Source organism: Microbacterium sp. Soil_C_42, from assembly GCF_057656735.1.
The window spans coordinates 26230-39565 of the sequence record NZ_JBDGJU010000014.1; the positions used below are offsets into that span (position 1 = coordinate 26230).

At 70.1% G+C, this 13336-nt stretch carries 12 protein-coding genes; 8 read left to right on the top strand and 4 right to left on the bottom strand.

Translation table 11 applies throughout. The features are described 5' to 3' along the window. Window positions 1-89: 89 nt before the first annotated feature. Both AC3A46_RS10385 and AC3A46_RS10390 read right to left on the bottom strand, forming a co-directional pair. The gene (locus AC3A46_RS10385) at window positions 90-1949 is read right to left on the bottom strand and encodes a hypothetical protein (protein ID WP_487665123.1); all 1860 of its coding nucleotides are present in this window, start codon (window positions 1947-1949) and stop codon (window positions 90-92) included. A 189-nt stretch (window positions 1950-2138) separates the two neighbouring features. Further along, window positions 2139-2615 (bottom strand): VanZ family protein, encoded by a 477-nt coding sequence (locus tag AC3A46_RS10390; RefSeq protein ID WP_487665124.1) that lies wholly within the window; start codon window positions 2613-2615, stop codon window positions 2139-2141. Between the two features lie 362 nt (window positions 2616-2977). On the opposite strand from AC3A46_RS10390, the gene AC3A46_RS10395 reads away from it, so the two are divergent. Beyond that, window positions 2978-4372 carry an HNH endonuclease gene (locus tag AC3A46_RS10395; RefSeq protein ID WP_487665125.1) on the top strand — a complete coding sequence of 465 codons (1395 nt, stop codon included), beginning with the start codon at window positions 2978-2980 and terminating at the stop codon, window positions 4370-4372. Window positions 4373-4392: 20 nt separating this feature from the next. After that, a complete protein-coding gene (locus tag AC3A46_RS10400) occupies window positions 4393-5322 on the top strand; it encodes a nucleotidyltransferase family protein (RefSeq protein WP_487665126.1) in 930 nt (309 codons plus the stop codon). Between the two features lies 1 nt (window position 5323). On the opposite strand, the gene AC3A46_RS10405 is transcribed toward AC3A46_RS10400, so the two are convergent. Then, a complete protein-coding gene (locus AC3A46_RS10405; protein WP_487665127.1) occupies window positions 5324-5476 on the bottom strand; it encodes a hypothetical protein in 153 nt (50 codons plus the stop codon). A gap of 297 nt (window positions 5477-5773) precedes the next feature. Here AC3A46_RS10405 and AC3A46_RS10410 point away from each other — a divergent pair, with 297 nt between their 5' ends. The 3 genes from AC3A46_RS10410 (at window position 5774) to AC3A46_RS10420 (ending at window position 8117) form a co-directional block, all read left to right on the top strand. After that, complete coding sequence (locus tag AC3A46_RS10410) at window positions 5774-6745, top strand: hypothetical protein (RefSeq protein ID WP_487665128.1); 972 nt, start codon at window positions 5774-5776, stop codon at window positions 6743-6745. A gap of 9 nt (window positions 6746-6754) precedes the next feature. After that, entirely contained in the window at window positions 6755-7459 is a 705-nt protein-coding gene (gene lepB, locus AC3A46_RS10415) for a signal peptidase I (protein WP_487665129.1), read from the top strand. A gap of 124 nt (window positions 7460-7583) precedes the next feature. Beyond that, complete coding sequence (locus AC3A46_RS10420) at window positions 7584-8117, top strand: hypothetical protein (RefSeq protein WP_487665130.1); 534 nt, start codon at window positions 7584-7586, stop codon at window positions 8115-8117. A gap of 6 nt (window positions 8118-8123) precedes the next feature. On the opposite strand, the gene AC3A46_RS10425 is transcribed toward AC3A46_RS10420, so the two are convergent. Next, entirely contained in the window at window positions 8124-9494 is a 1371-nt protein-coding gene (locus AC3A46_RS10425; RefSeq protein ID WP_487665131.1) for a PqqD family protein, read from the bottom strand. Window positions 9495-9528: 34 nt separating this feature from the next. Here AC3A46_RS10425 and AC3A46_RS10430 point away from each other — a divergent pair, with 34 nt between their 5' ends. From AC3A46_RS10430 to AC3A46_RS10440, 3 genes are read left to right on the top strand one after another with little or no spacing between them, the layout of a single operon-like run. After that, complete coding sequence (locus AC3A46_RS10430) at window positions 9529-10911, top strand: tyrosine-protein kinase domain-containing protein (protein ID WP_487665132.1); 1383 nt, start codon at window positions 9529-9531, stop codon at window positions 10909-10911. A 41-nt stretch (window positions 10912-10952) separates the two neighbouring features. Continuing rightward, window positions 10953-12743, top strand: coding sequence for a DUF4012 domain-containing protein (locus AC3A46_RS10435; protein ID WP_487665133.1), 1791 nt, complete (start codon window positions 10953-10955; stop codon window positions 12741-12743). Between the two features lie 10 nt (window positions 12744-12753). After that, window positions 12754-13320, top strand: a complete 567-nt coding sequence (locus tag AC3A46_RS10440; protein WP_487665134.1) for an LPXTG cell wall anchor domain-containing protein — start codon at window positions 12754-12756, stop codon at window positions 13318-13320. The last annotated feature ends 16 nt before the right edge of the window (window positions 13321-13336 follow it).

A 13336-nucleotide genomic window follows, 5' to 3' on the forward strand; every position in this document is an offset into this window, starting at 1 on the left:
GCCACTGCCCGCGGGTACGGAGGACGAGACGGTCTGTTCCGCAGACCCTCGTGGTTTCTGGCTCTCGCGATCGCGAGGTTCAGCGGTGCTCATGACGGGCTCCCTCGGTACGAAGCGAACAGGACGGCTCGGTAGCACGCGAGCGAGTACGCGACGATCGGGTCGTGGGCGAAGTCGCCACTCGCCGAGAGCGCGGCCTCCTCGCACGCGAAGCGGTCCGCATCCGTGAATCCGGCGTGCGACGGGGACGAGTCGGCGCCCGGACTCGGCAGCGCAGCATCCCAGGCGGTGCGCTCCGCCGCGAACTCGGGGAGATCGAGCGCGCTCGGCAACTCGGTCGGTTCGTCTGTCAGCCGCGAGGCGCGGAACTCGTCGAGAAGGAGCAGCTGACGCCGCCGCACCGCGAGCTTCGGCGGCTCCCGCTTCGACAACGGACCGCCGAAGGTCTCACGCCGCAGCTTCATATAGCCGGCGTCGTCCGTTGCCTGGCTCGGGTCAGGAACCGCGCCGCTCAGCTTCGCGGCGGCCTCCGCATTCATCGCCGCCACGACCCGGGTCTGCAGCAGGCGCAGGAGCAGGCCGTTCTGGCGCATCTGCGACAGGCGCACATGTTGCTGTGCACGCTCGAAGGCGGACTCGCCGGAGTTCCGGCCGGCATCCGTCCGATGCGGGAACTGCGTGCGCCGCCACACCCATGCGTCGACCCCGCCGACGCGTCCGCGCGTCAGTTCCTCGAGGATCGCGCGGTCGAGGAACTCCCGGTACGCGACATGCGGCAGCGGGTTCCTCGGGTCGTGGATCTTCGGATCGCGGTACGCGTAGTTGGCGAGGGTGGTCCAGGCGGCCCGGTTGTGCGGATCGAGTTCGACGGCACGAGCAAGAATGGGGATGCCTTTCGCCCGGGCCGCTCGGTTCGCCGAGAGTGCGCTGCTGGCGATGTAGTGCAGCGCGATCGACTCGCCGTCGGTCGCGCCAGACAAGTCGGTATCGAACTCCGAGCGGTACCTCGAGCGGAGCGTCGCGATCAGCTCACCACTGATGAGCGCGGCCAGCAGCTCCGCGGCGGTCATCTCGCTCACGTCCGCGAGCGTCTCACCGATCTTGACCCGCTTCGCTCTCATGAGCGCGCCGTTGCGCGAGATCGTGACGGAGGCCGCTTTCTCGCCCTCGTTCTCGATCGTCAAGGTCCACGGCGTCGCCCCGACGATCGCGCTCACGGCGACCTGGAGCGTGGCGACGAACTTGTTGTCGGAGAGCTCGCTGACGGCGGCCGCAGCAGTGGTCAGGTCGGTGCCGACGGGAAACTCGAGACCGCGGTTCGTCGGGCCTGCCATCGCATCCATCGAGGCCATGATGTGCGCGCTGTCGAGGCCGGTGCCGTCGTCCTTGCTCTTCAGCTTGATGGCGACGCCCTGCCTCGTCGCGAATGCGAATGCGAGGACGGCGAGAGTGACGAGCGCGACCAGCAGCACGACCCACCAGGCACCCGAACGCCACAGCACATCGGGCACGAACCGCTCGAAGCCGTAGCCCTCGGCGTCCACGTCGGCATCGCTCTTCGGCCCGCCCTGCGCCATCACCCACATGCCGCGCAGTGCGACGTAGGCGGGCACCACGACAGCGAGAGCCAGCCCGACGATCCAGGCAGCGATGCGCCCACCCCGCGTCGACCGCATGTTGCGCACCTTGGGAAGAAGAGCGAGCAGACGGGCGAGCACGAGCAGCGCGAGGGTGAAGAGAGCGACGAACACCAGGATCGGGACGAGCGCGTCGAGGGTTTCGGCGAATGCCTTCCACAGAGCACCGAGGTCGGCTCCGTCGTACCCCGTCGGTTCCTTCACGGGACGGAGGCACTCCGCGACGTCGTCGGGGTCCCAGCCCGGCTGCGCGTCGAGAAGCTCAGCCGCAACGCGCAGCGCGTCTTCGCCGCCACCGTTCGCGATGGCCACGGCCGCCTCGCACTCAGGCTCCGCTGCGAAGGCTGCTGCGGGCGGCGCGAGCGCTGTCAGGGCAGCGGCTGTGAGGGCCGCGCCGACGCCGGTGCTACCCGATAGACCTCGCCAACCTGGCATAACGGCCCCCACCGCTCGCCGGAAACCCCCGAATAGCGCATATCGTGGCCCTGCGTCGGCGGCGCGTCAAGAGCCCTCGTCGACGGCGGTGCGCAGCATCCGTCGATCCGGAATCCTGCGCCGCTCCATCAGGTGCACGATCGCGAGGCCGATGGCGGCGCCCAGCACGTTGGCGACGATGTCGCGCAGGCTCGGCGTGCGCTCGGTGAGGAGCAGCGCCTGCCCCGACTCGATGACGAGCGTCGTGGCGAGGGCGATCGGCACGACGAGTCCGCGGTGCAGCGGAAGAACGAGCGCCAGCAGGACCCCGAACGGCACGAACAGCGCGACGTTCGCGGTCGTCTCGATGAGGTCGTACGTCAGCCACGGAACGGCGCGCGTGATCGCGTCGAGGAGGGCCGACGCTCCGCGATCCACGGGCGTCGGCCAGAACGCGACGAGCGCGAGCATCACGCCATAGATGACGAGCAGACGGATGCCTCGCCCCTGCGCGCGACGCCGGTGGAGGGTGGCGACGGCCGCGGTGGAGGGCTGCGCGGGCACGACCGTGGGTGCGTCGGTGATGGCGGGCTCCCCTCAATCGGGCGCCGCGACACTGCCGCGCAGTGCGGCGATTCTACTCGGCACCGCATCGGAGCGAGAGTGCGAGATCGATTATCGAATCTCTGTTCTATTTTGCGATCATGTTCGCTTCAAAGCCATCGGCGCGCCAGGGTTGTCGGCACCGCATGCTCGATGACTGCGGCGCAGACGCGGCCGGCGGACCGGTCACCCTCAGCCCATGGGTCCCACTGAAAACTGCCGGGCTTCGGATGTCTTCCTCCCGACTGAGCGAAGAGATGGATCGGGCAGATTCATTCGAACAAAGCTTTGACACTCACGCCCACCTCCGATACGCTGAATCCATGACCAGCGCACTGTCGTCCCTCGCCGAGGCGATCGACGTTGCGCGGGGAATCCTGCCCGACGAGCGCGACATCGCGTCGCTCGCGCCGGCCGAGCTGATCGCGCTCAACGAGCAGATCGGGCGCGGCAAACGTCTCGCCGAGAGCGTTCAAGCGCTGGTGGCATCCGAGATCCAGCGGCAGTCACGGCCCGAGCTCGGGCCTGACAGCCTCGCGAAGGTCCAGGGCTTCCGCAACCCCACGCAGTTCATCGCGGCGACGTTGGGAACGACCACCGGCGACGCCGCCCGGCTCGTAAAGGTCGGCGAGGCCACGACTCCGCGCATGCTGCTCTCCGGCGACAAGGCGCCGGCCCGGCATCCGCACGTCGGACAAGGGTTGAGCGACGGCGGCATCGGCGCACAGGCGGCGGCGGCGATCATCGCGATGCTCGACCGCGTCGCGATCCGCGCCGGCGCTGAGAAGGTCGACCAGGCCGAGAAGCTCCTCGTGTCGCAGGCCGCCGGGCTCCCCCTCGACGCCCTGTCGAAGCTCATTCTCCGCGCCGAGGCCTGGCTCGATCCCGACGGTGTCGAGCCCCGCGAAGCGGACCTGGCGGCCGAGACGGCGCTGACCATCCGCCGCGATCGCTCCGGCATGATCGTCATCAACGGCAAGTTCGACCCCGTGAGCGGCGCGCCGGTCGTGACCGCGCTCGAAGGCATGGTCACCGCGAAGCTCCGCGCCCAGCGTGATGCCCAGAACGCCCAGGTCACGCCCGCGCCCGATGCGCCTTCGACGCCCCTGCTCGATGAGACGACGGATGCTGAGCGCCGCACGATCCCGCAGATGCAGGCCGACGCGCTCGTGAGCATCTGCGAGCACGCCCTCGGCTGTGACGAGAAGGACCTCCCCCTGAACGGGGTGACGGTGGTCGTGCGCATGGACCTCGAGACCCTTCGCGAGGGCATCGGCACCGCCGAGATCGACGGCATCGATGCTCCCATCTCGGCCTCCGCGGCCCGCAAGCTCGCGTCCAGCGCCTCGGTGATCCCGGTCGTGCTCGGCGGCGACAGCGAGATCCTCGACTGGGGTCGCGAACGGCGGCTCTACTCCAGGTCACAGAAACTCGCCCTCGGCGAGCGCGACGGCGGGTGCACCGGGTGCGGACTTCCGCCCCAGTTCACGAAGGTGCATCACATCCGCTGGTGGGCGCGAGACGCCGGCCCGACAGACCTCGACAACGGCGTGCTGCTCTGCGAATCGTGTCACCACCGCATACACGACAACGGGTGGGACGTGCAGGTCGAAGGCACCGGCAGAAGAGCCAAGGTGTGGCTCATCCCGCCCGCCTACGTCGACCCCGCGCGCACTCCGCGCCTCGGCGGGCGCGCCCGCTACGACTTCGCCGCCTGAACCCCCGTTATCGTGGGCCCGTGCCCACCGACGTCTCGACCGACGCGACGGTTCTGCTGCGCCTCGACGAGGCCGACGAGCTCGCTGCCGCCTGGGTGTGCGCGCTTGCCGAGAGGCGAGGCATCCGCGCCGTGCTCATCAAGGGGCCCGCGCTGCACCTCCACGGTCTTCGCGAGGAGCGGGTGTCGGCCGACGTCGACCTGCTCGTCGAGCCATCGCGATTCGAGGAGCTGTGCGAGGTGATCGCCGAGTCCGGGTGGACGAAACGACCCGGCGGGCTGATCAGCGAGCTCACCACTTTGCACTCCGAGACGTTTCTGCACGACGGATGGCCGTGCGATCTGGATGTGCACAGCTTCTTTCCGGGGTTCCTCGCCGACCCCGCCGACGTGTTCGAGGCGCTCTGGCGGCACCGGTGGACGTTGCAGCTCGCGCACCGCGACTGCCTCGCGCTCGACAAGGTCGCCGGCGCACTCGTGCTCGGCCTGCACTCGCTGCGCGGGGCGACGATCCAACCCCGCCACCTCGACGAGCTCGAGCAACTGGTGCGCACACCCTTCACCGACGAGGAGCGAGTCGATCTCGGTGTGCTCGCCCGCGAGACCGGCTGCGTGGCGACGCTCGAGACGGTGCTGCCTCGGCTCGGGGTCGACGTCGAGCCGTCGACGACGGAGCTGGCGTCGCCCGACCTGCGCGACTGGCGCGAGCGCGTGACCGCCGGATCGCACGGCTCGTATTTCTGGATGCTGGCACTCCGGCGCGCGCGGTGGGCTCAGCGCCCGCGCATCCTGTTGCGCGCGGCATGGCCCACCCGGCGTGACCTGCTCGTCGCCCGACCCGAGACGGTCGACACCCTTCGCGGGCGGACGCGTGCGCGGCTCGCGCGTTGGGGACGCGGCATCCGTTCCGCCCCTGCCGGCGTACGGGCCGTCTGGGCTCACCGCCGCTGACTCAGCCCAGGGCGAACCACAGCACGCCGACGCCCACGAGGAACACCGCCGCGATGCAGATCAGCCACATCGGCGCCCCGCCGTATTCGCGAAGCAGCCACGGCTCCTGCCCGATTTCATAGCGCCGCCGCCGGCGTCGTCGTGGTTGTGCCATGTCGAGCCCCCACTCGTCGTTCCGATACACAACGCCATCGTCTGGGCCCGACGGTACGCCCGCCCGGTTGCCGATCGGCGACGCGGATGTTTCGGGCTCGCCGCGGGACGCTCAGGATCGCGTAAAGAAGCGGATGCTCCCACCCCGCGGTAAAGGGACCCCTCTGCCGTTCCACTAGGGTGAGGATCACGTCGGTTACCTGGGGTGACCGCACGGCGGGCGAGGGGTCGCCCGTTCTGTTCACGGCTGTGGGAGCCCGAACGCCCGTCAGCCACGACTGTTCTCTGGGGGAACACAGTGACCGACACGCTCGCGCGCGCCGCCGCATCCACCGCTGACCACACGATCGACCGCCGCAAGCTGCTGAAGGTCGGCGCGTGGGCCGCACCCGTCGTGGTGCTGGCTGCCGCTGTGCCCGCGGCGAGCGCGTCGGGCGCGATTGCGCTGAGTTTCGCACCGGGAGTGATGGCCTACACGTGGGGCACGACCTCCGGGTCGGGGGTCGCCGGCATCGGCGGCGAGTTCCCGATCGCCTTGACGCAGACCACGGGCACGAACGGCGCAGCCAAGAACATCACCGTCATCGTGACAGTCGGCTCCCAGGGCCTCGCTGCGACCGCACCTCAGGTGCCTGCGGGTTGGTCTGCGAGCGCGGGCACGGTCGCCGGTAACAACCTGGTGTTCACCTTCATCCACACAGGAGCGATGTCGGCTGGAGGCGCCACCCCGCCAACGCTCACCTTCACGCTGGCTCCGGCGACAGCGGCTACCGCCACGGCCCCGTCTTCGATCGACCCTTCAGCTACCCGCATCTGGTCGGCATCCGTCTCCGGAACGTCGGACACCGGAACAGTGACCCCGGGCGCGGCAGGCAACCTTTCCGTCGCCCTCGCCGCCTCTGGCGCGGTGGTCGCGGTCCCCGCCACACCGACCATCTCGGCACCATCCACTGGCGAGAACAAGCAGGCGACGGTGTCGATCGCTGTGTCACCCTCCGCCAGCGTCGTTGCGCGTCTCACCGTCAGCCGGGGCCACAACGCCGATATCGGCTTCAGCGGGAGCTTCGGGTCGAATTCACCGACCGGCACCTACGCCAACGGAACCTCCTCGACCGGGGTCAACGTGGCGACGACAGTCCCGTTCACGGGCTCCCAGGTTGTGACCTTCCCGCCGCACACGGCGAAGTCCGGCAGCGGGCGCGGTTACACACTGGAATTCCTCGTCAATGGAGTGGTCTTCGCGCCTGCGACTCGAAACGGGACGCTTTAGCGTGAACGTGTGACTGAGAACGCTGTTCAGGCCCGCCCTCTGTGGCGGCGGCTGATCGGCAGCCCCTGGTTCCATCTCGTCGCGGCATTCGTCGTGGTCGGGCTCGTGCTGTCTTTCGTGGCGAAGCCGTACTGGGTGCCATCCGGTTCCATGGAGACGACGCTGGACCCGGGCGACCGCATCCTCGTCAACCGACTCGCGTACGTCGGCGGGGCGCCAGGGACCGGCGACATCGTCGTATTCGATGCGGACACCGCCTGGGATTCAGCACCTGCGCCGCCGACGGATCCACTGCGTACTGTGCTGCGCCGGCTCGGGGCGGCAACCGGATTCGGGCCCTCCAGCGCCCACACCCTGGTGAAGCGGGTCATCGGTATGCCAGGTCAAACCGTGAAGTGCTGCTCCGTCGAGGGCTCGGTCCTCGTCGATGGAGAGCCCCTCTCGGAGCCCTACGTGACGAACGACCCGCCGTTCGAGCCGGGGACGCTCGACTGCACCACCGAACCGAGATCCATCCGCTGCTTCGACCCGGTCACGGTCCCCGACGATTCCTACCTCGTGCTCGGCGACAACCGCGCCGGCTCGTCGGATTCGGCCGCGCTCTGCCGGAGCCGCGACGCCTCCGCCGACTGCTGGCGCTGGGCCAGCAGGTCGGGAATCGTCGGCAAAGCCTCTCTCATCCTCTGGCCCGTTGACCACTGGGCTTTACTCTGAATCGTTTAAATCAACGGTTGTCCGGTTGCGGGTGGGTCTCATAAGCTGACAGCAGGCCGTCGCGCCGAGACAACGATGTCGCTCAGAAAATGACACTCACCAGAAGTCCTCCGGGGGGAGACCAATGGATCGTCTCGACGCTGTGCCGTACGACGGCGGAATCGACCGCCGCCAACTGCTCCGCATCGGCGCCTGGACGGCACCGGCCCTTGTTGTCGCCGCCGCCGTGCCGGCCGCGGCGGCATCGGTCCAGACCAGCCGCCTCGTCGCGTCATCGTTCACGAACACTATGCAAGACGTCGGCGGCTATATCTTCCACGAACCGCTGACTGGCACCGTGAACCCGACCGGTACGCTCACCATGGTCGTCAGCGTGCCGCCCGGTTACACGTTCACTCGCACCGATGCGGACTCACGATGGCAAGGCCCGGCATCTGTATCGGGAGGGAGCAGCGGCTCATTTATCCATGTCCCGGCGGCCGGACAATACGTCGCCTATGGCGGCACCACAGCGATCCGCGGCGTCTACACCGGATCCGGTGACTTCGTAGGGCAAGGGTCGATCGTGTTCACCGCTGCCGCTGCCTCCGTTCAGGGCACCACCGTGCTCACGGGTGGTAGTACCGCTCAGCACCCCAGCGCGCCGGCAACTCCCTGAGCGAAATCAGCCGGTGAACACCAGGTCCTGATCGCGAAGCGTTCCGAGGAAGGACTCGACGTCGGGACGGATCGCATCGGCATCGACGTCGGCCGACTCAGCGACGCGCGCCACGATGTCATCGGATTGGCCCGGGCCGTCGGCGAGGGCGACCCAGATCAGCGCCGCAGAACCCTCGAGGGCCAGCGGCGAAGCCGCGGGATTCGCCAGCGCCAGCACGACCACGCGCGAGGACTCCCCCGTCCAGGCGACGTCGTCGTGGATGCGCCACAACGCCGGGCCCGAAGCTTTCGCCGGCGACGAGACCTTCAGCACGTCGGCCGCGACCAGCTCATCGACGGCGGCTTCGACGGCGACGGTGGCGTCCTTATCCCCAGGAGTGCCGTAGGCGGAGATCGCAGCATCCACCAACGCCTCGAGACCGACGCCATCGGCGGCGCGCCACAGCGCGGGAGCGATGCCCGCCAGCACGCGCACCGTGCCGGCGTGGGCGGCGTCGACGTGGAGGAGGGCGAGTCGATCGGGGTCGATGAGCGGCAACTCGTCCAGCGGCGCGACGCGACGGAACACCCGATCCGGTGCCGAACTGACAACAGCCGCACCGCCCAGAGACACGGCCTTCGACACCTGCGGTCGCGACGGCGACTCCACGGCCAGCTCGGGGAGGACCGAGACGAGGGCCGCAGCATCCGTATAGGAAACCCGACGTACGCCGCCGACCGACGCGACGTGCGCGGCGATCGTGCGCAGCGGCGCAGGCAGGTTCGTGAGATAGCTCGACTGGGCGACGAGTTCCTCGAGCGCATCGCCGAGGTCGACGTCCGAGACGACCGCCCCTGAGACGCCCTCGCGCCGGTCGAGGAGCACGATCCCCGCGAGCTGCAGTTCACCATCCGGCAGCGGGCCCAGACCCAGCACCGACGGCGAGCGTTGCGCCTTCTCGGACTCGCCGGTCTCGATGATCGACAACGGCTTGCGGTACGGGTGCACGCGACCCGACGAGTCGACGGCCACCGTCTCGTCCGAGACGTACCCGTACGCCTCGCCGAGCACCCGCGACGCCGTCGTCTTGCCCCGCCCACTCGGCCCCACGAGCGCGACCACCCGGCCGTCGGGCAGGGCGATGCCGGCGGCGTGCAGCATCCACAGCCGTCCGCGCTGGGCCTCGATCGCCGCGAGCGTCACGCGCTGAGACAGCGACGACAGCAGAGAACGGATGCTGCCACCCGCGTCCGCGACCACCTCGATGTCGGCGACACCGGTGGTCGCAGCATCCGTCCATGCGTCCTCGACAGCAGTCCGTGCAGCCGCCTCCAGGCCGTCGCACACGATGCCCACCCGCACCCCGAGGGCAGCGATCACGAGGTTGCCGGTCACACGCGGTAGTGTACGGGGGACTGGGAGGGGGCCCATGGAGCTGCGGGATTACCTGCGCATCTTGCGAGCGCATTGGCTCGCCATCGTGATCCTCACCCTCCTGGGCGTGGCCGTGGCGTGGGGGTGGACCGCCCTGCAGCCCAAGGTCTACACGGCGAACGCCAGCGGGATCGTCACGGCGACCAACGCCGGCTCCGACACCGGCTCCTCCCTCGTCGGCGACCAGCTCGCCCGCAGCAAGGTCACTTCGTACGTCGAGCTCGGATCATGGCGCGCCGTCGCGGAGTGCGCGATCGACGAGCTCGACCTGAGCACGACCCCCGAGTCCCTCGTCACCCGCGTCGACGTCTCGAACCCCCTCGACACCGTCATCGTGCGCGTCACCGCGAGCGCGTCGAGCCCCGAAGAGGCCCGCGATCTCGCCGAGTCGTGGCTCGGATGCATGGTCGAGCAGATCAACAACGTCGAGGGCACCGACGAGACCGGCACGGCCGCCGTCACACTCGTCACGGGCGACTCCGCCCGCCTTCCCACGGCGCCCTCGTCGCCGAACGTGCGCCTCGCGCTCGCCCTCGGCGCACTCGTCGGACTCGCCCTCGGCATCGGCTACGCGGTCGTGCGTCACGTGCTCGACCGGCGCCTGCGCGACCCGCGCGACATCGAACGCGAGACCGGCGTTCCCGTCGTCGGAACGCTTCCCGTCGACAAGGGCCTCAGCGTCGAGCGCGGCCTCGCCGACTTCGAGAGCCAGCACTCCTCCTCCGCCCCGCTCGCCGAGGCGATGCGCGAGCTGCGCACGAACCTGCAGTTCATGGACGTCGACAACCCGCCCCGCGCGATCGTCGTCACGAGCCCCCTGCCCGGCGACGGCAAGTCGACGATGGCCGCGAACCTCGCCGTGAGCCTCGCGGCCGCCGGCCGCCACGTCGTGCTGCTCGACGCGGATCTGCGCCGTCCGATGGTCTCGACGGTGTTCGGCCTGCCCGACGGCGCCGGCCTCACCGACGTGCTCGCGGGACGCGCCGAGCTCAACGACGTCGTGCACAACGTCGGCGCGAGCAGCAACCTCGCCGTCATCACCGCCGGCCGCGTTCCGCCGAACCCCAGCGAGGTGCTCGGCTCGAACCGCATGCAGGCGCTCGTGCGCAGCCTCACCGAGCACGCCCTCGTCATCATCGATTCCCCGCCTCTCCTTCCGGTGACGGATGCTGCGGTCCTCACGACCGCCGCGGACGGAGCGCTCATCGTGGTCAGCGCCGGCAAGACGACGTACGACATGCTGCACAAGGCGCTCGCGAACCTCGGCAAGGCCAACGCCCGTGTGCTCGGCGTCGTGCTGAACCGCGTGCCCCGCAAGAACGGCGGCTACTACGGCTACCAGTACCAGGGCGACTACGCGGGGGCGGACACCCGCTGAGCTCGCAGCGACTGCTCGGACCGGCCCCGTAGGGTGGAGCGGTGACCGACTCTCCCCTGCCCCGCTCCGTGCGCCGCGGGGGAGTCGTCTTCGCCGCCGTCCTGGGCGGCCTGCTCATCCTCGCCGTGATCGCCACCGTGTGGATCGGGGTGCGCGGAGCCCTCGCCTACGGCCATCTCCGCGACGCCCAGCAGACCGCGGCCGCGGTGCGGGAGAACCTCGCCGACCCGGCGGCCGCGAGTGACGCGATCGCCGCCCTCGCCGCCGACACCGGCGCCGCGCACGCGATGACCTCCGACCCGGTGTGGAACCTGGCCGAAGGCCTTCCCTGGGTCGGCCCGCAGCTGGCCGCTGTCGCGACGGTGGCAGAGTCGCTCGACGGCGTCACGAGCATGGCGCTGCGTCCCCTCTCCGAGGTCGCCGCCTCGTTCCAGGTCGACGCCCTGAAACCGCAGGACGGGCAGCTCGACCTCGCGCCGCTGCAGCAGATCAGCGGCGCCGCGCAGACCGCGAGCGAGGGGGTCGGGGCGGCGGCAGCATCCGTCTCGTCCATCGATCGCACCGCGCTCATCGCGCCCGTGCGCGCAGCCGTGGACGAGGTCGACGCGCTCCTCGTCGAAGCGGGAACGGCCACCGACGCCCTCGCCCGGGCGACGCAGCTCATCCCCTCGATGCTCGGCGCGGACGCCCCCCGCGACTACCTCGTGCTGTTCCAGAACAACGCCGAATGGCGGTCGCTGGGCGGCATCCCCGGCGCGATGGCGCTGATCCACACCGAGGGCGGTGCGATCAGCCTCGCCGCGCAGGAGTCCTCGAGCGACTACCCCCGCTACGACGCCGCCGTCCTGCCCCTCGGGGACGAGATCACCGCGATCTACGGCGAGCGCCCGGGCCGCTGGATCCAGAACGTCACGCAGGTGCCCGACTTCGCGGTCAGCGGTGCGCTCGCCCGCGAGATGTGGGCACGACAGCACGGCGGACAGCAGGTGGACGGCGTGATCGCCCTCGACCCGGTCGCGCTCTCATACCTGCTCGAGGCGACCGGTCCGATCGCCCTCCCCACCGGCGACGTGCTCGCCCCCGACAACGCCGTGCAGCTGCTGCTCAACGACGTCTACTCGCGGTACACGCGCCCTGCCGACCAGGACGCCTTCTTCGCCATGGCGGCGGCCGCCGTGTTCGAGAAGCTTTCCGGAGGCGACGTCGACCCGGCCGCGCTCGTCGGCGCACTCACCCGCGCCGGCGATGAAGACCGCCTGCTGCTGTGGAGCGCGCACGAGAACGAGCAGAGCGTGCTCGCCGACACGACCCTCGCGGGCGGCCTGCCGGTCTCGGACGACGAGGCCGCGCGCTTCGGCGTCTACGTCAACGACGGCACCGGCTCGAAGATGGACTTCTACCAGAACGCGACGACGACGCTCGAGTGGTCCAGCTGCACGCTCGACGCCGCGGGAAATGCGACAGGCGACGCCGTGCTCACGGTCACGATCGGCAACACGGCGCCGGCGGATGCCGCATCCCTGCCCGCGTACATCACCGGCGACAGCGCCTTCGGCGTGCCGGCAGGCGTCACCCGCACCATCGGCTACCTGTACCTGCCCGAGGGCTTCGAACTGGTGGATGCGACCATGTCGGACGGCACCGGATTCGGCGGCGGCACGCACGCCGGGCGCCGGGTCGTGAGCTTCGCGATCGACCTCCCGCCGGGCGGATCGGCGACAGCGACGCTCACCGCACGGGCGAGTGCGCCCGTCGCGGCGACGCTCGAGGCCGTGACGACCCCGACGCTCACCCCGCCCGCCGCAGTTGCCGTGGTGTGCGGCGCTTCGTAGACTGCTCTCGATGCCCCACATCACTCGATCGACCACGCCCCGGCTCCTCCCCCGAGCCGCCTTCGCTGCGACGCTAGCCCTCGGAGCGGTCCTCGCGGTACCCGCCGCCGCGAGCGCCTCGACGATCTATCCGCCCTCGGGCTCGTGCACCACGACGCCGACGGCGCAGGCCGGCGGCACCATCTCGTTCGAGTGCGCCGCCGAGACGTTCTCGGCCGACGAGGCCATCACCATCACCGTCACCGGTGAGAACGGCGCCGCTGCGCGCATCGGCATGGTGAAGTTCGCGATCACCACCGCGAGCGGCACCGCCTCATCGGAGGCCGACGGGTCCCTCGCGGGCGTCGACATCACCCTCCCCTCGAACGCGACGGGCACGTACAACATCGCCGCAGTGTCGTCGACGTCCGCCGGCGGCACCGCCGCCGTGACCATCACCGGCGCTGACGGCCTCCCCGCGACGGGCCTCGACCAGGGCCAGACCATGGGCCTGTGGATCGGCGGCGGCGCGCTCCTGCTCGCCGGGGCCGCCCTCGCGGTCGTCGCGGCGGTGCGCCGCTCGCGCGACTCGCACTGACCCGCGAGTCCGGTCG